Below are 21,954 nucleotides of genomic sequence, written 5' to 3'. Positions count from 1 at the left end.
GCCCGCTCCCACACTGGATCGCAGCACCGCTCAGGTTTGTGAATTGAATCCCCGCCGCCCCTGCAAGCCGCCGGTGTGGACGAAGATCAGCCGCGTACCCCGGGTGAACTCGCCCATCACGACTTGTTGCTTGAGGGCCATGAGTGCCTTACCGGTGTACAGCGGCTCAAGGGGAATGCCACTGGCCTGTTCGGTCTTTTCGATGAACTCGAGCAGCAGCGGATCGACCTTGGCAAAGCCACCGCGGCTGGCATCGAGCAGCTCATACACCGCATCGATCAGGCCCGCTTCCTGCACGATCCGCTCGACCTGCTGCGCCACCCCATGATCGTCAGGAACTGCCAGGGCACCGTACACCGGATGATCCCCTGCCTCGCCCAGCACCAGGCCCGCCAGGGTCGTGCCGGTCCCGCAGGCCAGCCACCAGGCGTCATAGTCACTCCAGCCCAATCCCTCCAGTTGCGCACGAACGCTGGCCCGCAGTTGCATGCAACCCAAGGCGCCAGGCAAACCGCCTCCCCCCTCAGGCACCGGATGCAGCGTCGGGTAGCGGGTGTGCCAGGGTTGCCAGAAACCCGCTTCATGCCTCGCTCGATAGCCTGCGTAACCCAGCCAGTGCAACTGCATGCCGAACGCCTGCAAGTCTTTGGCCGTCGGGGTTTGCTGAGGGTGCCCGCGCAACAGGCCAACGGTGGCAAAGCCCAAACGCTTGCCCGCTGCCGCCAACGCGTGGAGGTGATTGGAGTGCGCGCCACCCAGGCTGATGATGCCTTCGGCGCCAACGCGATCGGCGGTCTTCAGGTGCTCGATGAGTTTGAACCATTTGTTGCCGCTGATCAGCGGGTCGATCTGGTCCAGACGCAGGATTGCCACTTCGATACCGGCGTGAGTGAGCCAGTCTAGATCAAGGCGTTCGAGGGGGGCTTGGGGTAACCAGGTGTCGGAAGGGAGAAGCATCGATGCTGGCTCTGGGTGAAGAGCCAGCATCTTAACAGCTGACTGATTACGTAGATTACAACTGCGCCGCCAACCGTGAACCCTGGTTGATCGCCCGCTTGGCATCCAGCTCTGCCGCGACATCCGCGCCGCCGATCAGGTGCACGCTCTGCCCCGCCGACACCAGACCGTCATGCAATTCGCGCAGCGGATCCTGCCCGGCGCAAATCACGATGTTGTCCACTGGCAGCACCTGCGGCTCTCCGGTTTCACCGACGCGGATGTGCAGGCCTTCGTCGTCGATCTTCAGGTATTCAACACTGTTGAGCATTTGCACCTTTTTGTTCTTGAGTCCCGTGCGATGAATCCAGCCGGTGGTCTTGCCCAGGCCGTCACCGACCTTGGACGCCTTGCGTTGCAGCAGGAACACCTCGCGGGCCGGCGCATGGGGCGCGGCCTTGATACCGGCAACACCACCGCGTGCCTCCAGGTGCGTATCGATGCCCCATTCCTTCCAGAACGCGGCGCGATCCTGACTGGTCGCGACGCCTTCATGCACCAGGAACTCGCAGACGTCGAAACCGATACCACCGGCACCAATCACCGCGACGCGCTTGCCGACGGGCTTGCGCTCCAGGATCACGTCCAGGTAGCTCAGCACCTTGGCGTTTTCCACCCCCGCAATGGCCGGCAGTCGCGGCGCAATGCCGGTGGCCAGAATGATCTCGTCGTAGCCGCCCTCGACCAGTCCGGCCACGTCGACGCGAGTGTTCAGGCACACCTCGACATTGGTGGTCTGCAACTTGCGACTGAAGTAGCGAATGGTCTCAAAGAACTCTTCCTTGCCCGGAACGCGCTTGGCGATGTTGAACTGACCGCCGATTTCGCTGGCCGAATCGAACAGCGTCACCTGATGACCACGCTCGGCGGCCACGGTCGCGGCGGACAAACCGGCCGGGCCGGCACCGACCACGGCAATTTTTTTCAGTTGCTGCACCGGCAGATAGTTAAGCTCGGTTTCGTGGCAGGCACGCGGGTTGACCAGGCAACTGGTCAGCTTGCCGCCGAAGGTGTGATCGAGGCAGGCCTGGTTGCAACCGATGCAGGTGTTGATTTCATCGGCGCGACCTGCAGCGGCCTTGTTGACGAAATCCGGGTCGGCGAGGAACGGTCGCGCCATGGACACCATATCGGCATCGCCGTCAGCCAGAATCTGTTCGGCCACTTGCGGCGTGTTGATGCGGTTGGTGGTGATCAGCGGAATATTGACCGAACCCCGCAGTTTGGCCGTGACCTTGCTGAAGGCCGCGCGCGGCACTTTGGTGGCGATGGTTGGAATCCGCGCTTCGTGCCAGCCGATACCGGTGTTGATGATGGTCGCACCGGCCTGCTCGATGGCCTTGGCCAGTTGAACGATCTCGTCCCAGGTGCTGCCGCCTTCGACCAGGTCGAGCATCGACAGACGGAAAATAATGATGAAGTTCGGGCCGACCGCTTCACGCACGCGGCGGACGATTTCCACCGGCAGGCGCATGCGGTTTTCATAGCTGCCGCCCCAGCGGTCGGTACGGTGGTTGGTGTGAGCGGCGAGGAACTGATTGATGAAGTAGCCTTCCGACCCCATGATTTCTACGCCGTCGTACTCGGCGGTTTGTGCCAGTACCGAACAGGTGACGAAATCGCTGATCTGCTTCTCGATGCCCTCCTCGTCCAGCTCCCTGGGCTTGAACGGGTTGATCGGCGCCTGGATCGCGCTCGGCGCAACCTGTTTCGGGCTGTAGGCATAACGACCCGCGTGGAGGATCTGCATGCAGATCTTGCCGCCTGCCTCGTGCACGGCACGGGTAACGATGCGGTGTTTCAGCGCTTCTTCTTCGGTGGTCAGCTTGGCTGCACCGGAATACACGCCACCCTCTTCGTTCGGGCCGATACCGCCGGTGACCATCAGGCCGACACCGCCACGGGCACGCTCGGCAAAGTACGCCGCCATGCGCTCGAAACCACCCGGTTTCTCTTCAAGGCCAGTGTGCATCGACCCCATCAGGGTGCGATTGCGCAGTGTGGTGAAACCCAGGTCAAGCGGAGCCAACAGGTGCGGGTATTGAGCGGCGGTCATCGGTAACTCCACATCGAGCGATCACGGAAAGTGCAGGAGCTCTATGGGCCCCATCAGTCATGTTCGACAGACTAAGAGTCGCGCCGCTGGTGCTCAATGACCGTAACTGACAACTTATTGATCGAAATGAGCAGGAGTATTCGGCAAACGGGAATGACTCAAAACAAAAACGCTTGGGGCACTGTGCACGGCACAGCCCCCTTGAGTTTGGTTTTCGGTTAGTTGGCTTCTTTCACCGCACTGAGAAACGCACAAGTTCGCTCCTGTTGCGGGTGTTCAAAGATCTGTGCGGGCGTGCCCTGTTCGTGAATCTGCCCCTTGTAGAAGAAACACACTCGATCGGCGAATTCCCGGGCGAAGCCCATCTGGTGCGTGACCATCAGCATCGTCAGGTTGTGCTCGGCGCCGAGTTTGCGGATCACGTTGAGTACTTCGCCGCACAGTTCCGGGTCGAGTGCCGAGGTCACTTCGTCAAACAACATGACTTTGGGCCGCATGGCCAGAGCCCGGGCGATCGCCACCCGCTGTTGCTGGCCGCCGGACAGCTGCGAAGGGTAATGGCCAAGCTTGCTGCCCAGACCTACCAGCTCCAGCAAGTCCGCCGCCCGTTCGCATGCTTCGGCGCGCTTCATGCCAAGGACTTGCACCGGCGCTTCGATGACGTTTTGCAAGGCCGTCATGTGCGGGAACAGGTTGAAGCTCTGGAATACCATGCCGATCTTGCCGCGCACCCGGCGGATATGCCGATCATTGGCTGGCACCAGCACGCCGTTGCGATTGGGCATGTGGGTCAACAAGTCATCCTCGACGCGGATCAGCCCGTCATCGATGCCTTCGAGGGTCATCAGTACCCGCAGCAGCGTGGATTTTCCCGAGCCGCTGGGGCCGATGATCGCGACTTTCTCACCCGGTGCAACATCCAGGTTCAAGTGGTCGAGCACCGTGAAATTGCCATAGCTTTTGGTGACGTCCTGAAAGCTGACAATCGGCTTGTCCGGTTTCGCTTCATGCATGGCAGTGGCCTCTTGCGGCAGTAGCGGTGTCAGGTTACCGCGCCGGGAAAGGTCGTTGGATGTCGAGAGTGGAGAAGTCATTAGCGTAGCTCCAGGCGCAGTTCGAGGCGCCGTACCAGATAAGCCAGGGCGATGCTCAGGGCGAGGAAAAACAGGCCGACCATGGTGATCGGTTCCAGATAGCGGAAGTTCTCGGAGCCAATGTTCTTGGCCTGCTGCATGATCTCGACCACGGTAATGGCCGACAGCACCGGTGTATCCTTGAGCATCGCCACCAGGTAGTTGCCCAAAGGCGGCAGGATCGGCCGCAGGGCCTGGGGCAGGATAATGTTGCGGTAGGCGCTGTACGGGGCGATGTTCAGTGCTGTGACGGCTTCCCATTGCGCCCGTGGTACCGCGTCCAGACCGCCGCGATAAACCTCGGCGATGTAGCAGGCGTAATGTACGCCAATACCAATAATCCCCACTTGCATGGCGGTCATGCTCACCCCGAAATTGGGCAGCACGTAGTAGAGGAAATACACCTGGATCAGCAGCGGCGTGCTGCGGATGAATTCGATCATCCCGGCGATCGGCCACGACAGCCAGCTCCGGCGGCTGCGTCGGCCGATGGCCAGAAACAACCCCAGCACAATGGCGATCAGGAAACCGATCAGAGTAATGCCCACGGTGTTGAGCGAAGCGCGCAGCAAATCAGGGAGAATCTGCCAGGCGTAAGTCCAGTCGAACAGGGTCATGACAGACCTCCACGCATTCTGCCGCGCGCCAGACGACGCTCAACGCTGCGCATGCCAAGGTTGATCGCTTGTGCCAGAACGAAGTACATCACCAGCGCAAGGCTGAAAATTTCCAGGGTCTGGAACGTGGCCTGATCCAGTTGCCGAGCCCGGAAGCTCAGGTCGGACAAGGTGATCAGCGATACCAGGGAGGTATTTTTCAGCAATTCGATCAGCAGGTTGGTGCCCGGCGCGATGGCCGCCAGCAGCGCCTGGGGCAGAATGATTCGCCGAAAACGCTTGTAGCCGCTGAAGTTCAGTGCGGTCGCCGCTTCGTACTGCCCCTTGGCCACGGAGCTGATCGCACCGCGCATCACTTCCGCGCCATAAGCGCCGATGTGCAACCCAAGGCCGACGATGGCCACGCTGTAGGGGCTTAGCTCCAGATTGAACGGTGGCAGCGGCAGAACGAAAAACAGCCAGAACAGCTGCACCAGCAACGATGTGCCGCGAAACACTTCAATGTAAGCGATGGAGAACCAGCTCAGCGCTCGCCAGGGCGACATGCGCCCCAACGCCGCCGGAATGGCTACGACAATCGCCAGCAGTGAGCCGAGAAATGTTACCTGGAGCGTGACCCAGGCGCCTTGTATCAATAGCGGTAGTAGTTCACCCATGGTTAAAACCTGACCATCCGGATTAAGCAGGGAAATCGGCATCGCGCCTTCGCGCCATGCCTGTTTCGACTATTGAGCGCAGAGCTCGGCAGCCGTTTTGCTTGTAACGTTGGATGGGTCGAAACCGAACGGGGCGACCGTCTTGAGGTGCTCTGGGGAACCCAGCCACTTTTTCAGTTCGGCGTTGACCGCATCCCGCAGGTCCTTGTCTTCCGGGCGGAAGGCAAGCGCGCCGTAACCGGTGTGCGACGGGTCATCCTTGAACTCGGTGACCGCCTGGACCTTCTCACCGCCCTTGGCGGCCAGGCCTTTCATGGTCAATTGGGTGCCCACGGCCGCATCGGCACGACCGGCGCGTACGGCTTGCAACTGGGCGGTGGTGTCCGGCACCTGGAGGATTTGCGCATCCTTCACGCCGGTATCCCGTGCATATTTCAGGTTTACCGTACCGGCCATAATCGCCAGTTTCACATCCGGATTCCTGGCAATGTCTTCATAGCTGTGCAGGTTCTTCGGGTTGCCCTTGGCGGTTAGCAAAGCATCCGGCAACTGGTATTGCGGATCGGTAAACAACACCTGTTTGCAGCGCTCCGGAGTGATGTACATGCCAGCGGCAATCACATCGAAGCGACCGGCGCGCAAGCCAGGGATCAGCGAGCCCCACTCGGTCAGGACGCCATCGACTTCTTTGATGCCCATCTTGGCAAAGATGGCTTTGGCGATTTCCGGCGATTCACCGGTGACCCGGCCATCGGTTTCGGTAAAGGCAAACGGTGTTTCGTTGGCATAACCGATACGGATACTGCTGTTCTTTGTGATGGTTTCCAACGTCGTAGCGGCATGGGCGCTGGCGGCCAGGCCGAACATCGCGCAAGCCACGAACAGGTGGCGCAAACCATGGGTAGTGCCGGGAAGGGAATTGCTCATCGATAAAATCTCCTGTTTCTTGTGGACCCGTCGTTGACGGCTCTGTGGTAGGAGGCAGTGTGACAAGAGCAAAGCGTACGAGGGCTGGTCCACCTGTTGAGCGCAAGCGTGGGGAGACAGTTCCGGTACAGATCGATTGATTATTGTTGGCGGCTGGTTCAGCAGCCTGTGCATCGACCTTGGACCGAGCATACAAAAGCCCTGCGCCACATTGCATTGCACTAGGACAATTGCTTTGCATGGTTTCCCGCGGGATGCTGTCGGCACTGGCAAACACGTGGGTTCGGCGCCGATGGACAAGTGGAAAGCAGCACTGCAAATCGCCCGCAGCGGCGAGTCGAAATACAAGATCCTGGTCCAGGCGATTGCCGACGATATCGAGCAGGGTGTGCTGGCCAATGATCAGCGGCTGCCACCGCAACGTAATGTCGCCGATGCCATGGGCATCAGTGTGCAAACCGTCACCAATGCCTACAAGGAGCTCGAGCGCCAGGGCCTGGTGAGGTGCGAGGTCGGGCGCGGCAGTTTTGTTTCGCGGCGAATGAGCGACCGGGTCGCCACTTATATTCTCGACAGCCCCGAACGGGCGCTGGTGGATTTTTCCATCGCGCGGATCATGCACACCCGTGAGCATGACCAGTTCTGGCGTGAAACCTGTCGCGAACTCAGCACCGAAGAGGATCAGCCCTGGATTCACGCGTTTCGCCCGATTGCCGGTTTCGAGTCGCACCGTGAAGCGGCGATGCACTGGATCGCGCGGCAAGGCCTGCGGGTAGAGCGCGACGACATCCTGATCACCAACGGCGCTGCCCACGGGATTTTTCTGGCGTTGGCATCTCTTGCCGGCCCGGATGATGTGGTGCTTTGCGAAGGGTTGACCGACCACGGTGTGATCGGCAATTCCCAGGTGCTCGGGTTTACCCTCAAGGGGCTGGAGATGGACCGGCATGGCATCGACCCCGAGCATTTCGAGGACATGTGCAGCAACGAACGCATCACCGCGCTGGTCTGTACGCCAAACCTGAACAACCCGACCACCAGCCTGATGCCGGACAGCCGTCGACGGGAAATTGCCGAGATCGCCCGGCGGTTTGGCGTGCACATTATCGAAGACGATGTTTACGGCCCTCTGCTGGACGAGCGCCGGGCGCCGCCGATCAGCCACTATTTGCCGGAACTGTCGTTCTATTGCACCAGCATGACCAAATCGGTGCTCACCGGTTTGCGCGTCGGTTATCTGGTGATGCCAAAGCGGCTGGCGTTGCGCACCGAAAGTATTTTGCGGGTCAACAGCTGGATGGCAACGCCCATGGTCGCGGAGATTGCCACGCGCTGGATTCGCGACGGGCGCGCCGACACCCTGGTGGACCTGCAACGCCAACTCTTGTCCGGACGGCAAGCGATGGTCAGCGAGTATCTGGGCGAGTACCTGCTCGGCCAGCATCCCTATGCGTTGAATGCCTGGATCGGCATTCCCCCTCATTGGGAAGTCGACAGCCTGGTGCGGGCGCTGCGACACAAGCACATTGCGGTCACTTCGCCCGACCCGTTTACGGTGCGTGGCACGCCCAGGCCCCGGGCTGTTCGGGTGTGTGTCGGTGCCGAATGCAGCGACGACGAAATGCGCGATGCACTGATGGGCATGCGCGAAATCTTCGGTCAGTACCCGCAGATCCATGATTTTTGAGCCGGCAATCGGTGCCCAAAAGTTTGTCGACTAAATTGCCCTAGTACATTCATCGCGACAATCCAGCCCTCTTAGACTGCGCCCAACACCTCACTTGGGACGCGGTCATGTCAGTGCTCCTGCTAAACGATATCTACCTCGCCCGCCAACGTATTCAATCGCTGGTCCGGTGCACGCCCATGGAATATTCGCCCAGCCTGTCCCGGCGGTTGGGCGTACCGGTGTTCCTCAAGCTCGAATCCTGGCAAATCACCGGCAGCTTCAAGTTGCGCGGCGCGAGCAATGCCGTGGCACTACTCAATGCCGAGCAAAAGGCGCGTGGCGTCGTCGCCGCGTCGACGGGCAATCATGGGCGGGCGCTGGCCTATGCCGCGTCGCAGCAAGGCGTGAAGGCGACTATTTGCCTGTCGCATCTGGTGCCGGGAAATAAAGTTCAGGCCATTCGCGATCTAGGCGCCGAAGTCCGCATCGTCGGCCAGTCCCAGGATGATGCCCAGCGTGAGGCCGAGCGGATTGCCTGTGAACATGGCGCGACGCTGCTGCCGCCATTCGATCACCCGGCCATCATCGCCGGGCAGGGCACGCTGGGGCTGGAGATCCTCGAACAACTGCCGGATGTCGCCCAAGTGCTGGTGCCGTTGTCCGGCGGCGGTCTGTTCGCCGGCGTGGCGCTGGCACTGAAAAGTGCCAACCCGCAAATCGTCACTCATGGCGTCAGCATGCAGCGCGGCGCGGCCATGCACGCCAGTCTCGCGGCCGGGCGTCCTGTGGAAGTCGAAGAGCTGCCGACCCTCGCCGACTCCCTCGGCGGCGGTATCGGCCTGGACAACCGTTACACCTTCAACATGACCCGCGACACCTGTGATCGCCTGCACTTGCTCAGCGAAGCCTCCATTGCCAATGCCATTCGCCATGCCTATCGCGAAGAGCGCCTGGTGCTGGAAGGCGCGGCAGCGGTAGGGATTGCCGCGCTGCTCGATGGCTTGATCGAGCAGCGTGGGCCGATCGTGGTGGTGGTTAGCGGGCGCAACGTCGATATCGATCAGCATTTGCGTGTGCTTGCCGGCGCGGATGCGTGAACCAAAACAAAAAATTCAACTGGAGCGCACGTTGATGAGTGAAGTCACCTTGTTGAGCGAAGCCGATCTGCGCGCCTGTGTAGCGCTGGACCTGCCAAGCATCGAAGCCATCCAGCAAGCCTTTGTGTTGCTGGCCACCGCCGCTGTAGCGATGCCGCCGATCCTGCGTCTGGACATCCCCGAGCATAACGGCGAAGTGGACGTGAAGACGGCGTATCTGCCTGGCTTGGAGCGCTTCGCGATCAAGGTCAGCCCGGGATTTTTCGACAACCCGAAACTGGGCCTGCCGAGCCTCAATGGCATGATGATGCTGTTGTCGGCACGCACCGGTCTGCTCGATGCCTTGTTGCTGGATAACGGATACCTGACGGCCGTGCGCACGGCGGCAGCCGGAGCGGTGGCGGCGCGAGCATTGTCGCGGGCCGACAGTCGCAGCGTGGCGCTGATCGGAGCCGGCGAGCAGGCGGCGTTGCAGCTTCAGGCCTTGCGACTGGTACGGCCGATCGACAGCGTGCGGGTCTGGGCCCGGGACTACGCCAAGGCCGAAACCTTCAGTGTCGAACTGGCGCGTGACAGCGGTCTGGCGGTCAGGCCGTGCGCGAGCATCGACGAGGCCATGGCTGACGTGGACATCGCCATCACCTGCACGCCGAGCCGCGAGCCGTTGATTGAAACGCGGCATTTGCAACCGGGCCTGCACATCACGGCCATGGGTTCGGATGCCGAACACAAAAACGAAATTGCCCCCAAGGCGCTGGCACAGGTCGATTGCTACGTGGCGGATCGCTTGAGCCAGACGCGCATCCTCGGCGAGTTGCATCACGCTCTCGCTGCGGGCGTCGTCAGCGACGAATCGGGCTTCGCAGAGCTAGGCCAGGTGCTGGCCGGCCAACGGCCCGGTCGCACAAACGAAACGCAAATCACCTTGTGCGACCTCACCGGCACCGGTGCCCAGGACACGGCCATGGCCAACCTGGCCTTCGAGCGTGCGCGCTCGGCGGGCAAAGGTTTTCAGTTCGGTAGTTAAACCGTTTTTTATCCGTGCGTCATTTATCAGAGGGCATGTGCATGTCTCAGATAGTCGTCAATCTTCCGTTCCAACGGGAGGAATACGCCCAGCGTCTGGCCAAGGTTCGAGCGGCCATGCAGACGCAGGGTATCGAGCTGTTGCTGGTCACCGATCCGTCGAACATGGCCTGGCTGACCGGCTACGACGGTTGGTCGTTTTATGTCCATCAGTGCGTGCTGCTGGCGCTCGACGGCGAGCCCGTGTGGTTCGGTCGCGGGCAGGATGCCAACGGCGCCAAGCGCACGGTGTTCATGCAGCAGGAAAATATCGTCGGTTATCCGGACATCTACGTGCAGTCCCGGGAACGTCACCCGATGGATTACCTGTCGCGGGAAGTCATCAGCGCCCGCGGTTGGGACGCGCTGACCATCGGCGTGGAAATGGACAACTATTACTTCAGCGCCGCCGCTTACCTGTCGCTGAAAAACAACCTGCCGAATGCCACTTTGGTGGACGCGGTCGGTCTGGTGAACTGGCAACGGGCGATCAAGTCGCCGCAGGAAATCGCCTACATGCGCATCGCCGCGCGCATCGTTGAAAACATGCACGGGCGGATCCTCGAGCGGATCGAGCCAGGCATGCGCAAGAATGAATTGGTGGCCGAGATCTACAGCAGCGGCATCCTCGGTGCCGACGGTCATGGCGGTGATTATCCGGCCATCGTGCCTCTGCTGCCCACCGGTGCCGATGCCAGTGCGCCGCACCTGACCTGGGACGATACGCCGTTCGAAAAGGGCGCCGGCACCTTCTTTGAAATCGCCGGTTGCTACAAGCGTTACCACTGCCCGTTGTCGCGCACCATTTACCTGGGCAAGCCGCCGCAGCATTTTCTCGACGGTGAAAAAGCCGTGGTCGAAGGCATCGCCGTCGGGCTTGAGGCGGCCAAACCGGGCAACACCACCGGCGACATCGCGGTGGCGTTCTTCAAGGTGCTGGAGAAATTTGGCATCCACAAGGACAGCCGTTGCGGCTACCCGATCGGCATCAGTTATCCCCCGGATTGGGGCGAGCGCACCATGAGCCTGCGTCCCGGCGACACCAGCGTGTTGCAACCGGGCATGACCTTCCACTTCATGCCGGGCCTGTGGATGGACGACTGGGGGCTGGAGATCACCGAGAGCATCCTGATCACCGAAACCGGCGTCGAAACCCTGTGCAACGTGCCACGCCAACTGTTCGTGAAGGATTGAACCATGAGCGAACTGCCTGACAACCCGATCAGCGCCACGGTGGATTTCACCCGTGAAGGCGTGCAGCACGGTTTTCTCAAACTGCCGTATTCCCGGGACGATTCGGCCTGGGGGGCGGTGATGATTCCGGTCACGGTGATTCAACGCGGTCAGGGACCGACCGCGCTGCTCACCGGTGGCAACCATGGCGACGAATACGAAGGGCCGGTGGCGCTGAGCAAACTGGCCCAGAGGCTGAGCGCTGCCGAGGTGAGTGGGCGGGTGATAATCGTGCCGTTCATGAACACCCCGGCGTTCCATGCCGGACGGCGCACGTCACCGATCGACAAGGGTAATCTCAACCGCAGTTTTCCCGGCAAGCCGGACGGCACGGTGACCGAGAAAATCGCCGATTACTTCACGCGTACCTTGCTGCCATTGGCCGACATCGTGCTGGACATTCACTCCGGCGGTCGCACCCTGGATTTTCTGCCATTCGCCGCTTGTCATGTGCTGCCGGATAAACAGCAGCAGGCGCAATGCGAGGCCGGGATGCGTGCCTTCAATGCGCCGTACAGCATGCGCATGCTGGAACTCGACGCCGGGGCGATGTATGACACCGCCGCCGAACGCCAGGGCAAAGTCTTCGTTACCACCGAACTGGGCGGCGGCGGCTCCTCCACGGCGCGCAGCGTGGCGATTGCCGAACGCGGCGTGCGAAATCTGCTGGTGCATGCCGGGATCCTTGAAGGCGAGGTACAACTCGCACCCTCGATCATGCTCGACATGCCCGACGGCGATTGCTTCATCGCCAGCGAGCACGACGGCCTGCTGGAAATGTGCCGTGATCTGGGGGAGAACGTGAAGCAAGGTGAAGTGATTGCCCGTGTCTACGATGCCACCCGCAGCGGCGTGGCGTCGATGGAATACCGTGCAGCGCGCAGCGGTCTGCTGGCGGCGCGGCATTTTCCGGGACTGGTGCGGTGTGGCGATACCATTGCGGTAATCGCCGACGTACTGACCTGACATCAATCCCTGTGGGAGCGGGCTTGCTCGCGAATGCGGTGTGTCAGACACCGTTGATGTTGACTGACACACCATATTCGCGAGCAAGCCCGCTCCCACAGGGTCTCCTAAATATTCACGAGATCGTCACCCATGCACAAACTCGATCGCTATGACCTGAAAATCCTGCGAATCCTCGCTGAAGACGGGCGTATCACCAAATCGAGCCTGGCCGAGGCGATCAACCTGTCGGTAACGCCTGCGTGGGAGCGGGTGCGCAAACTCGAAAGCCTGGGCTTGATCAAGGGCTACCGGGCGCAGATCGACTGGAACGCGGTGTTCAAAAGCCAACAGGTGCTGGTGGAAATCACCTTGGCCCGACACACCGCACAGGATATGCGGCGTTTCGAACAGCGCATGAACGAGGCTGCCGAAGTGGCGTTCTGTTACGCCACCGGTGGCGGCGTCGATTACATGGCGATGATCCAGGCACCGGACATTGACCATTACCAGCGCTTCATCGACCAGTTGTTGCTCGACGATCTGGGCATCGAACGCTACTTCACCTACATCGTCACCAAGACGATCAAGACCGGCGGTGCCTTGCCTGCTGAGCTATCTCAAGATTCCTGAACGCACCGCAAATCCGAATGTGGGAGCGAGCCTGCTCGCGAAAGCGGTGTAACAGTCAGCGTGGATGTTGAATGTTGTGGCCTCTTCGCGAGCAGGCTCGCTCCCACAGTGCTTTTGCTTCAACCGCAAAAATCCGCTGTTCACCCCCGCTCAATCAGAAAAAACCACCTGCCGCACCCCGTTCAAACGCCAAATCCTCAACGCCCGGCTGCCCTAGCATGGTTCCACGCACACAGTTCGGAGTGAACGCCATGACCTACAAACATCCATTGCTGTTCAAAGCGCTTTGCTACGTCGATGGGCACTGGGTGCACAGCGACAGCGGCCACAGCATCGCGGTACATAACCCGGCTGATCAAAAACTGATCGGCCATGTGCCGATGCTCGACCAGCCGCAGATAGTCGCCGCTGTCGATGCGGCGCACCGCGCGTTCTCCAATTGGCGTGAACAAAGCCTGGAGGTTCGCGGCGCGATCCTGCGACGCTGGGCGGCGCTGATCCTGGAGCACCAGGAAGACCTAGCGCGGATTCTCAGCCTGGAGCAGGGCAAGTCCCTGGCTGAGTCCCGCGGCGAAATCGCCTACGCCGCCAGCTTTATTCCCTGGTTCGCCGAAGAGGCCCGGCGCCTCTATGGGCAAAACATTCCCAGCCATATCCCCGGCGCACACCTGGGGACGGTCAAGGAACCGGTCGGCGTCTGCGCGCTGCTGACCCCGTGGAATTTCCCCTCGGCCATGATTACCCGCAAAGCGGCCGCTGCCCTGGCTGCCGGCTGCACTGTGGTGATCAAACCGGCCCATGAAACGCCGTACTCGGCGTTCGCTTTGGCGCAACTTGCCGAAGAAGCAGGTTTCCCGGCCGGTGTGTTCAACGTGGTGCTGGGCGAGCCGCAAATGGCCATGCAAACCCTGGTGCAGGACAGTCGCGTGCGCTCGGTGAGTTTCACCGGCTCGACCCGCGTGGGTAAGTTGGTGCTGCAAGCGGCGGCTGCGGATGTGAAGAAGGTCTCTCTGGAACTGGGCGGCAACGCACCGTTCATTGTCTGCGCCGATACCGATCTTGAGCTGGCGGTAAAAGTCGCGGTCGCCGCCAAGTTTCAGACCTCCGGCCAGGATTGCTGCGCGGCCAACCGCATCATGGTCGACCGCTCGATCTACCCGGAATTTCTCAAGGGTTTTGCCTCGGCGGTGCGTGAACTGCGGGTCGGCCCGGCAATGGTGGGCGATCGGGAGCAGAACGTCGATATCGGCCCGTTAATGCATCAGGCCGCCTTCGATGTCACCGCCGAACGCGTGGCCGATGCTCTGCAAAAGGGGGCTCAACGGTTGGTGGGCGGCGAGGCCCATGCCCTCGGCGGCCTGTTCTATCAGCCGACTGTACTGGCCGATGTCACCCCGCAGATGCGCATTTACCGCGAAGAGAATTTCGCACCGATAGCCGGGGTGATGCCGTTCGACACCCTCGACCATGCGGTCGAGATGGCCAACGACACCGAATACGGTCTGGCCGCCTACATTTGTTCCAATCGTCTGGACCTGATTTACCCGCTGATTCGTCGTCTCGACCACGCCATGGTCGCGGTCAATGGCGTCAAGTTCACCGGCCATCCGATCCCGTTCGGTGGCATGAAAGCCTCGGGGCTGGGCCGTGAAGGCGGCACCGAGGGCTTCGAAGCCTTTGTCGAAACCAAATACTTTTGCCTGCACCATCAAGGCCAGTTCTGAGGAGATCTACCATGAGCCAAGAATTCGACGCGCTGTTCGAGCAAGACCGTGCGCATTTCATGCACCCTTCGACCCACGCCCATGACCACGCCAGTGGCGCACTCAAGGGACGCATCATCAAGAGCGCCTCGGGTATCCGCATTCGCGACCACGAAGGCCGCGAACTGATCGACGCCTTTGCCGGCCTGTACTGCGTGAACATCGGCTACGGCCGTACCGAAGTCGCCGACGCGATCTACAAGCAGGCCAAGGAGCTGGCCTATTATCACACCTATGTCGGGCACTCGACCGAAGCGATCATCGAGCTGTCGAGCCGCATCATCGACTGGGCGCCGCAAGGCATGAAGAAGGTCTACTACGGCCTCTCCGGTTCCGACGCCAACGAAACCCAGATCAAACTGGTGCGCTACTACAACAACGTATTGGGTCGCCCGCAGAAGAAGAAAATCATCTCCCGCGACCGTGGCTATCACGGCTCTGGGATCATGACCGGCAGCCTGACCGGCCTGCCGAGCTTCCATCAGCATTTCGACCTGCCAGCCGAAGGTATCAAGCACACCGTGTGTCCGCACTGGTATCGCAAGGCGCCGACCGGCATGGATGAAGCCGCGTTCGTGCGTTATTGCGCCGACGAGCTGGAGAAGATGATCCTGGCCGAAGGGCCGGACACCGTCGCCGCGTTCATTGGCGAACCGCTGATGGGCACCGGCGGCATCATCGTTCCGCCGGCCGGTTACTGGGCGGCGATCCAGGCGGTACTGAACAAATACGACGTGCTGTTGATCGCCGACGAAGTGGTCTGCGCCTTCGGTCGCCTGGGCTCGAAGATGGGCAGCCAGCGTTATGGCATGCGCCCGGACCTGATCACCACGGCCAAAGGCCTGACCAGCGCCTATGCGCCATTGTCGGCCGTGATTGTCGGTGAAAAGGTTTGGGACGTGATTGAAAAAGCCTCCGAATCCCAAGGTGCCATGGGCCATGGCTGGACCTATTCCGGGCATCCGATCTGTGCGGCGGCGGCCTTGGCCAACCTCGACATCCTGGAGCGGGAAAACCTGACGGCCAACGCCGAGAAGGTTGGCAGCTACCTGAACCGTCGATTGCGGGAAGTCTTGGAAGGTCATCCACTGGTGGGTGAAGTGCGTGGTGACGGCATGCTCGCCGCCGTCGAATTCATGGCTGATCGTGAACAGCGCACACCCTTTGATGCCGCCTTGAAGGTCGGCCCGAAAGTATCGGCGGCTTGCCTTGAACGCGGCATGATTGCCCGGGCGATGCCCCATGGCGACATTCTTGGCTTTGCCCCTCCGTTGATTTTGACTGTGGAAGAGGCCGACCTGATCGTCGACATCACCAAAAGCGCGGTCGACCAAGTGGCCAATGAGGTGCTGGGCTGATTCCATCGGGTCTGAGCTTTAGACCATCATCGAGCAGGAGGCGGCTTCACAGCCGCCGTCCTCTCACGCTACCGTAGGTACGGTTCCGTATACGGCGGTTCAGCGTACTCCAACACCACTTCCAGCGGATGACGCAGTTGCCTGTCGGCTAAGCGCTTCACCTGGCTGCGGCAGGAATAACCCGTCGCCAGCGCTTCGCCCTTTTTATCCAGGTTGCCAGCCCATGACTGCTCAAAAATGCTCCGTGAGTTGCCTTGGTTACGTGCTTCATGGCCAAAGGTTCCGGACATGCCGCAGCAGCCGGTCGCCTCAGTCGTCAGCTTGAGCCCGAGCCGGGCAAAAACGGCTTCCCATTGCGAAGTGCTGGCCGGGACATTGGTTTTCTCGGTGCAGTGCGCCAACAAACGGAATGTCCCGGTCGCAGGATGCGGGTTTTCCGGCAACGCATTGAACAGCCATTCCTGAGGCAGCAAGACCTTCGGGCAATCGTTGAGCCCTGGTACTTTCTGATATTCCTGGCGGTAGACCAGCGTCATCGCCGGGTCCAGTCCCACCAGCGGTACGCCGCAGTCGGCGAGCGCCTTGAGCTGATTGCCGTTGCGGATCGCCGCCTTGGCGAAGGCGCCGAGGAAACCCTGCACGTGCAAAGGCTTGCCGTTGGCGCTATAGGGCGCCAGAAACACCCGATACCCCAACTGGTGCGCCAACTGGATAAAGCTCGCCAGCAACGGTGTTTCGAAGTAACGGGTGAAGGCGTCCTGCACCAACACCACGCTGCGCTCACGTTGTGCCGCGGTCAGTTCGCGTAGAGCCGGCACACTGGCGACGGCGACCTTGCAGCGGGTCAGCGTGGCCTGCAAGTCATGGCGGTGGATCAGCGGGCTGTCGAGCATGCCGACCTGTCGCTCCAGCAGGCGACTTACCCATTTCGAGCCCATCACTGCGTTGTACAGGCCCGGCGCATAAGCCATGTAGGGAATGGTGAACTCCAGCGAGCCGATCAGGTAGTCACGCAGCGGACGTTGATAGCGACCGTGGTACAGCTCCAGAAAACGCGAACGGAACTCCGGGACGTTGACCTTGACCGGGCATTGTCCCGCGCAGGATTTACAGGCCAGGCAGCCCGCCATCGCGTCATAGACCTCATGGGAAAAATCCGCCTCGCCACGCGAACGCGCCAGGTTATTGCGTAACCGCGCCGGCAACCCGCTCAACCACGACAACTTGCCGCGGGCTGCTTGCAATACGTCAATATTGGCCGCGCCTTGCAGACGCAACCATTCGCGAATCAACGACGCCCTGCCCTTCGGCGAATGCTGGCGCTCACGGGTGGCTTTCCACGACGGACACATCGCATCAGAGGGGTCGTAGTTGTAGCAGGCGCCGTTACCGTTGCAGTGCATGGCGGTACCGAAGCTTTGCCAGACGCGCTCGTCGATCTGCCGATCCAGATCACCGCGCAGCGTCACTTCGTTGACCTTGAGCAAGCCTTGGGCAGCATCCGCCGGCGTGCAGATCTTCCCGGGGTTGAGCTGGTTGTGCGGGTCGAACGCGCCCTTGAGCGATTGCAAAGCCGGGTACAACTCGCCAAAAAATTCGGGGACGTATTGCGAACGCAAACCCTTGCCGTGCTCGCCCCACAGCAACCCGCCGTAACGCCGGGTTAATTCAGCCACGGCGTCGGAAATCGGTTTGACCAGCGCGGCCTGGGCCGGGTCTTTCATGTCCAGCGCCGGGCGCACGTGCAGTACGCCGGCATCGACGTGACCGAACATGCCGTAGCTCAGGCCATAACTGTCGAGCAATGCACGAAACTCGGTGATGTAGTCGGCCAGCTTCTCCGGTGGCACGGCGGTGTCCTCAACGAACGGCTGCGGGCGAATCTCGCCTTCGACATTGCCCAGCAGCCCGACCGAGCGTTTGCGCATGGCGTAGACACGGCTCACAGCTTCGGCACCTTCGGCGAGCGTGTGGCCCAACCGCTCGATAGACGTGTCGGTCTGCAGATGTTGCACAAACGACGCCACGCGAGCGTTCACGTCCGCCACGTCTTCCCCGCTGAACTCCACCAGATTGATGCCCAGCGTTGGACGTTCGGCGTCGGCCGGGAAGTACTCGGCGACGCTGTGCCAGACGATGTCTTTCATCGCCAGCAGCAACACCCTGGAGTCCACGGTTTCGATGGACAACGGCTTGTGCGCCAGTAACGCATTGGCGTCACGCAGCGCATCCATGAAGCTGCCGTAACGCACGTTCACCAGCACCGAATACCCGGGAATCGGCAGCACGTTGAGCTTGGCTTCGACAACGTAGCCCAATGACCCTTCCGCACCACACAGCACACTGTTTAGGTTGAAACGCCCTTGCTCGTCGCGCAGGTGGGCCAGGTCGTAACCGGTCAGGCAGCGGTTGAGTTTGGGGAATACCGACTCGATCAGGTCGGCCTGGGTCTCCTGGATATTGCGCGCCACCCGGTACACTTCGCCGATACGGCCGGACTGCGCGCAAGTCGCCTCCAGCTCCACTTCGGACAGCGGATGGCTGTGCAGACGCTCACCACCGAGCAGTACGCTGTGCAGTTCCAGCACATGATCGCGGGTCTTGCCATAGGTGCAACTGCCCTGGCCGCTGGCGTCGGTGTTGATCATGCCGCCGAGGGTGGCACGGTTGGACGTCGACAGCTCCGGCGCGAAGAACAGCCCGTGCGGCTTGAGCGCGGCATTGAGCTGGTCCTTGACCACGCCCGCCTGCACCCGCACCCAGCGCTCGGCGACGTTGATTTCGAGAATGGTGTTCATGTGCCGCGACAAGTCGACCACGATGCCATCGGTCAATGACTGCCCGTTGGTGCCGGTGCCACCACCGCGCGGGGTCAGCTTGATCTGGCGGAAGCGTGGCTCGGCCATCAAGGTCGCGATGCGTGCGATGTCATCCGCATCCAGGGGGAACACCGCCGCTTGCGGCAGGCGCTGGTAAATCGAGTTATCGGTCGCCAGCACGGTGCGGGTGGCGTAGTCAGCGCTGAGCTGGCCGCGAAAGCCGCTGGCACGCAGGGCTTGCAGAAACTCCGGGTACTGGGCCGCGGGTGCAACGGTGGGCAACTGAGCGATCATCGCAGGCTGTTCTCTTGTCGGTCTAATCACGGGAAAACTCAAAACACTTGTCGCCTGAGCATTAATGGGTCAGCCTCAGGTCGTCGGCTACGCCAATGATCCTGCAGGCTCTGGCACCGGACAAACGGATAATCCTGCCGCTATCGATGACTTTTACGAATGAATTACCGTCACCTCACCCCTTCGATGTCGTTGCTGCTGGCTTTTGAAGCCGCCGCCCGCCATGAAAGCTATACCCGCGCCGCGATGGAACTGTCACTGACCCAAAGCGCCGTGAGCCGGCAAGTCCAGGCGCTGGAGCAACAACTGGGCCTGACGCTGTTTCGCCGTGAAGGCCGGCAAGTGCAACTGACCGATGTCGGTCGTCTTTATCAGCGGGAAATGAGCGAAGCGCTCGGGCGCATCCGCAGCGCCACGTTGCAGGCCATGGCTTATCAATCGGGCAGCGGCACGTTGCGCCTGGCCACCTTGCCGACCTTCGGCTCGAAGTGGTTATTGCCGCGGTTGCATGACTTCTACAAAACCCATCCCGGCATGCTGGTGCACATCAATTCCCGGATCGATGCCATCGACTTTGAAACCAGCGGGATCGATGCCGCGATCATGGTCGGCAGCGCCAACCTGCCGGGCCTGATCAGCCATCGCCTGCACACCGAAGAACTGATGGTGATCATTTCGCCAGAAGCGGCCGAAATCCATGACGCCTGGACCCCAGAGCGCATTGCTGGCCAGACGCTGCTCAACGTCGCAAGCAACGCCAACGTCTGGGGTGAGTGGTTCAGCCACTACGCCCTGCCCCATCGGATGATGCGGCTGGGGCCGAGTTTCGAACTCACCTCGCACTTGATCCAGGCCGTCAGGGCCGGCATCGGCATCGGTCTGGTGCCACGTATCCTGGTGGCCGACGAGTTGGCCAACAACGAACTGATCAGCCTCGATCAGCCCTTCGCCAGCCAGCGCAGTTACTACCTGGCCTATCCGCCGCGCAACGAGATGCTGCCTTCACTCGTCGCGTTTCGTACTTGGCTGCTGGAACAGATCTGACGGTTACCGCCCAAGGAACGCGTAGCCGAAACCCACCACCTTGGCGTCTTCGCCGTAGCCGCCCAGGAACGAAACACCCACCGGCAGGTTGCCCTCGATGATGCCTGCCGGAACGGTGATCTCTGGAAATCCCGTGGCCGAGGCAATGTACGACGACGCGTAGGTATCGCCGGACTTGCACAGGTAACTGTCATCGCTCACACCGTGCACCACCGAAGCCGGGCAGTTGATGGTCGCGAAGAACAGGCTGTCGACTTTGTTCTGCTTCATGATGCCCATCAGTTGCGCGCGCAGCTGTGGAATCTTCCGGGAAAGAATGGAGATGTACTGCGGCGAATCGGCACTTGTAGCATTCGCTACCGCTTCCAGCCCGGCCAGGCGTGCCGGGTTCATTCCATGCGCAGCGTTTTGCGCCTGATTTTGTTTGGCCAGGTCGAGAAACTGCGCAAGCGTTCGCGGTTGGTTTGGATTGAGGGTGGCGAGGTAGCGTTCGAATTGCGGCTTGAATTCGCTCTCCCCCACTGGGCCGAGCACGTCGCTCCACAGGGTTTCAAAGGTTTTTGGCAATTCGATGGAGACGACCTGCGCACCGCGCTTGCCGAGGGTTTCCTGCGCAGCTTTAAAGACCGCATCCACCTGCGGGTTCGCGCCCTTGAAATTGCTGATTACGCCGATGGTCTTGCCTTGCAGCGAGGTACGGCTCAGTGCCGGTTCGAACTGTATTTTGTCTGCAGCAAGGTCGAAGGTCGCCGCGTCGCTTTGGTCCTGGCCCTTGATCACATCGAGCACGATGGCCTGATCCAGCACGCCGTTGGTAATGACACCTGCGGTATCGAACGCGAGTGACAGCGGAATGATGCCGCTACGACTGATCAGCCCCAACGAAGGTCGAAAACCCACCGTGCCGGTGACGCTGGCCGGCGCGCGGATCGAGCCGCTCGTATCCGACCCCAATGCGAAGGGTGCGAACGCCGCCGCCACCGAGGCGGCAGAACCGCTGCTGGAGCCGGAAGCATCGCGCCTGGTGTTCCGCGGGTTCAGCGTCTGCCCGCCAAACGAGCTGTAGCCAAACCAGCCAAAGGACGCGGCCAGTTCCGACAGGTTGGCTTTGCCGAGCACTATGGCTTGCCCGTCGATCAGCTTCTTGACGGTGAAGGCATCCTGGCTTGGCACCGACGAACGCAGTACAAAGGAACCCCCGGAGGTGACCATACCGGCGGTGTCAAAGTTGTCCTTCACCACGAACGGAATACCGGCCAGCGGTGCGTACCTGGCAGTGGGATTTTTCGCCCGTTCAGCATCCCACTTGCGGGCCTGATCGATCGCCTGTTCATTGATGGTCACCAGCGCATTGATGTTCTGGCCCTGGTGATTGTTCGCCTGAATGTTATCCAGATAGTGCTGCACCAAATGTTCGGAACTGAGAGTCCCGTTGTCCAGCGCATGACGCATGTCGGCGAGGGTCATGCGTTCGATACTGTCATCCGCCTGAACACTTGCTGCCATTAGCAAAAACGAGCACGCCACGAACTTTTTATTCAACTGCATTGTTATTCTCCGAGTGGGTACAGGCGAACGAATCCAGCTCGCACCTGATTGGATGCAAGGGAATGAATGGGAGGCGGGAAAAAAAGCGTGGGCACGCTCTC

The 21,954-nt window shown here is 60.9% G+C and carries 17 protein-coding genes; 9 read left to right on the top strand and 8 right to left on the bottom strand.

Going from position 1 to position 21,954, the window contains the following annotated elements:
• Positions 1-30: 30 nt before the first annotated feature.
• From ACM6IK_RS22805 to ehuB, 6 genes are all read right to left on the bottom strand, one after another.
• Positions 31-957, bottom strand: a complete 927-nt coding sequence (locus ACM6IK_RS22805) for a 1-aminocyclopropane-1-carboxylate deaminase/D-cysteine desulfhydrase (protein ID WP_414876109.1) — start codon at positions 955-957, stop codon at positions 31-33.
• Positions 958-1,012: 55 nt separating this feature from the next.
• A complete protein-coding gene (locus ACM6IK_RS22800; protein WP_414876108.1) occupies positions 1,013-3,052 on the bottom strand; it encodes an FAD-dependent oxidoreductase in 2,040 nt (679 codons plus the stop codon).
• A gap of 218 nt (positions 3,053-3,270) precedes the next feature.
• On the bottom strand, positions 3,271-4,146 hold the full coding sequence (gene ehuA / locus ACM6IK_RS22795) for an ectoine/hydroxyectoine ABC transporter ATP-binding protein EhuA (protein WP_414876107.1): 876 nt from the start codon (positions 4,144-4,146) through the stop codon (positions 3,271-3,273).
• The gene (gene ehuD / locus ACM6IK_RS22790) at positions 4,146-4,802 is read right to left on the bottom strand and encodes an ectoine/hydroxyectoine ABC transporter permease subunit EhuD (RefSeq protein ID WP_414876106.1); all 657 of its coding nucleotides are present in this window, start codon (positions 4,800-4,802) and stop codon (positions 4,146-4,148) included. The genes ehuA and ehuD overlap by 1 nt, the downstream gene beginning before the upstream one ends.
• Positions 4,799-5,458 carry an ectoine/hydroxyectoine ABC transporter permease subunit EhuC gene (ehuC, locus tag ACM6IK_RS22785; protein WP_414876105.1) on the bottom strand — a complete coding sequence of 220 codons (660 nt, stop codon included), beginning with the start codon at positions 5,456-5,458 and terminating at the stop codon, positions 4,799-4,801. Before ehuC ends, ehuD begins: the two co-directional genes overlap by 4 nt.
• A 69-nt stretch (positions 5,459-5,527) precedes the next feature.
• Positions 5,528-6,385 carry an ectoine/hydroxyectoine ABC transporter substrate-binding protein EhuB gene (ehuB, locus tag ACM6IK_RS22780; protein WP_414876104.1) on the bottom strand — a complete coding sequence of 286 codons (858 nt, stop codon included), beginning with the start codon at positions 6,383-6,385 and terminating at the stop codon, positions 5,528-5,530.
• A gap of 292 nt (positions 6,386-6,677) precedes the next feature.
• On the opposite strand from ehuB, the gene ACM6IK_RS22775 reads away from it, so the two are divergent.
• From ACM6IK_RS22775 to ACM6IK_RS22740, 8 genes are all read left to right on the top strand, one after another.
• Positions 6,678-8,072, top strand: a complete 1,395-nt coding sequence (locus ACM6IK_RS22775; RefSeq protein WP_414876103.1) for a PLP-dependent aminotransferase family protein — start codon at positions 6,678-6,680, stop codon at positions 8,070-8,072.
• Positions 8,073-8,179: 107 nt separating this feature from the next.
• Positions 8,180-9,151, top strand: a complete 972-nt coding sequence (eutB, locus tag ACM6IK_RS22770; RefSeq protein ID WP_414876102.1) for a hydroxyectoine utilization dehydratase EutB — start codon at positions 8,180-8,182, stop codon at positions 9,149-9,151.
• A 34-nt stretch (positions 9,152-9,185) separates the two neighbouring features.
• The gene (gene eutC, locus ACM6IK_RS22765) at positions 9,186-10,178 is read left to right on the top strand and encodes an ectoine utilization protein EutC (protein WP_414876101.1); all 993 of its coding nucleotides are present in this window, start codon (positions 9,186-9,188) and stop codon (positions 10,176-10,178) included.
• Positions 10,179-10,219: 41 nt separating this feature from the next.
• Positions 10,220-11,410 carry an ectoine hydrolase DoeA gene (gene doeA / locus ACM6IK_RS22760; RefSeq protein WP_414876100.1) on the top strand — a complete coding sequence of 397 codons (1,191 nt, stop codon included), beginning with the start codon at positions 10,220-10,222 and terminating at the stop codon, positions 11,408-11,410.
• A 3-nt stretch (positions 11,411-11,413) separates the two neighbouring features.
• Entirely contained in the window at positions 11,414-12,415 is a 1,002-nt protein-coding gene (gene doeB / locus ACM6IK_RS22755; RefSeq protein ID WP_414876099.1) for a N(2)-acetyl-L-2,4-diaminobutanoate deacetylase DoeB, read from the top strand.
• A gap of 132 nt (positions 12,416-12,547) precedes the next feature.
• Positions 12,548-13,027 carry an Lrp/AsnC family transcriptional regulator gene (locus ACM6IK_RS22750; RefSeq protein ID WP_414876098.1) on the top strand — a complete coding sequence of 160 codons (480 nt, stop codon included), beginning with the start codon at positions 12,548-12,550 and terminating at the stop codon, positions 13,025-13,027.
• A 251-nt stretch (positions 13,028-13,278) separates the two neighbouring features.
• A complete protein-coding gene (locus ACM6IK_RS22745; protein ID WP_414876097.1) occupies positions 13,279-14,751 on the top strand; it encodes an NAD-dependent succinate-semialdehyde dehydrogenase in 1,473 nt (490 codons plus the stop codon).
• Positions 14,752-14,762: 11 nt separating this feature from the next.
• A complete protein-coding gene (locus ACM6IK_RS22740; protein WP_414876096.1) occupies positions 14,763-16,148 on the top strand; it encodes an aspartate aminotransferase family protein in 1,386 nt (461 codons plus the stop codon).
• A gap of 68 nt (positions 16,149-16,216) precedes the next feature.
• Here ACM6IK_RS22740 and ACM6IK_RS22735 read toward each other — a convergent pair whose 3' ends face one another.
• Positions 16,217-19,261, bottom strand: a complete 3,045-nt coding sequence (locus ACM6IK_RS22735) for an FAD-binding and (Fe-S)-binding domain-containing protein (protein WP_414876095.1) — start codon at positions 19,259-19,261, stop codon at positions 16,217-16,219.
• Positions 19,262-19,420: 159 nt separating this feature from the next.
• Between ACM6IK_RS22735 and ACM6IK_RS22730 the strand changes: the two genes are divergently transcribed.
• A complete protein-coding gene (locus ACM6IK_RS22730) occupies positions 19,421-20,305 on the top strand; it encodes a LysR substrate-binding domain-containing protein (RefSeq protein ID WP_414876094.1) in 885 nt (294 codons plus the stop codon).
• 3 nt (positions 20,306-20,308) lie between these two features.
• Here ACM6IK_RS22730 and ACM6IK_RS22725 read toward each other — a convergent pair whose 3' ends face one another.
• A complete protein-coding gene (locus ACM6IK_RS22725) occupies positions 20,309-21,853 on the bottom strand; it encodes an amidase family protein (protein WP_414876093.1) in 1,545 nt (514 codons plus the stop codon).
• Between the last annotated feature and the right edge of the window lie 101 nt (positions 21,854-21,954).

Origin of the sequence: Pseudomonas sp. IT-196MI5 (assembly GCF_949767415.1) — a bacterium.
In the GTDB taxonomy this organism is placed as follows: domain Bacteria; phylum Pseudomonadota; class Gammaproteobacteria; order Pseudomonadales; family Pseudomonadaceae; genus Aquipseudomonas.
The sequence above is the reverse complement of the archived record's forward strand: the minus strand, read 5'-3'. Positions and strand labels throughout refer to the sequence as shown.

Bases quoted from the DNA above. Each gene is read 5' to 3' on its own strand.
- ACM6IK_RS22805 (WP_414876109.1), bottom strand. From the start codon at position 957: ATGCTTCTCCCTTCCGACACCTGGTTACCCCAAGCCCCCCTCGAACGC.
- ACM6IK_RS22800 (WP_414876108.1), bottom strand. From the start codon at position 3,052: ATGACCGCCGCTCAATACCCGCACCTGTTGGCTCCGCTTGACCTGGGT.
- ehuA (WP_414876107.1), bottom strand. From the start codon at position 4,146: ATGACTTCTCCACTCTCGACATCCAACGACCTTTCCCGGCGCGGTAAC.
- ehuD (WP_414876106.1), bottom strand. From the start codon at position 4,802: ATGACCCTGTTCGACTGGACTTACGCCTGGCAGATTCTCCCTGATTTG.
- ehuC (WP_414876105.1), bottom strand. From the start codon at position 5,458: ATGGGTGAACTACTACCGCTATTGATACAAGGCGCCTGGGTCACGCTC.
- ehuB (WP_414876104.1), bottom strand. From the start codon at position 6,385: ATGAGCAATTCCCTTCCCGGCACTACCCATGGTTTGCGCCACCTGTTC.
- ACM6IK_RS22775 (WP_414876103.1), top strand. From the start codon at position 6,678: ATGGACAAGTGGAAAGCAGCACTGCAAATCGCCCGCAGCGGCGAGTCG.
- eutB (WP_414876102.1), top strand. From the start codon at position 8,180: ATGTCAGTGCTCCTGCTAAACGATATCTACCTCGCCCGCCAACGTATT.
- eutC (WP_414876101.1), top strand. From the start codon at position 9,186: ATGAGTGAAGTCACCTTGTTGAGCGAAGCCGATCTGCGCGCCTGTGTA.
- doeA (WP_414876100.1), top strand. From the start codon at position 10,220: ATGTCTCAGATAGTCGTCAATCTTCCGTTCCAACGGGAGGAATACGCC.
- doeB (WP_414876099.1), top strand. From the start codon at position 11,414: ATGAGCGAACTGCCTGACAACCCGATCAGCGCCACGGTGGATTTCACC.
- ACM6IK_RS22750 (WP_414876098.1), top strand. From the start codon at position 12,548: ATGCACAAACTCGATCGCTATGACCTGAAAATCCTGCGAATCCTCGCT.
- ACM6IK_RS22745 (WP_414876097.1), top strand. From the start codon at position 13,279: ATGACCTACAAACATCCATTGCTGTTCAAAGCGCTTTGCTACGTCGAT.
- ACM6IK_RS22740 (WP_414876096.1), top strand. From the start codon at position 14,763: ATGAGCCAAGAATTCGACGCGCTGTTCGAGCAAGACCGTGCGCATTTC.
- ACM6IK_RS22735 (WP_414876095.1), bottom strand. From the start codon at position 19,261: ATGATCGCTCAGTTGCCCACCGTTGCACCCGCGGCCCAGTACCCGGAG.
- ACM6IK_RS22730 (WP_414876094.1), top strand. From the start codon at position 19,421: ATGAATTACCGTCACCTCACCCCTTCGATGTCGTTGCTGCTGGCTTTT.
- ACM6IK_RS22725 (WP_414876093.1), bottom strand. From the start codon at position 21,853: ATGCAGTTGAATAAAAAGTTCGTGGCGTGCTCGTTTTTGCTAATGGCA.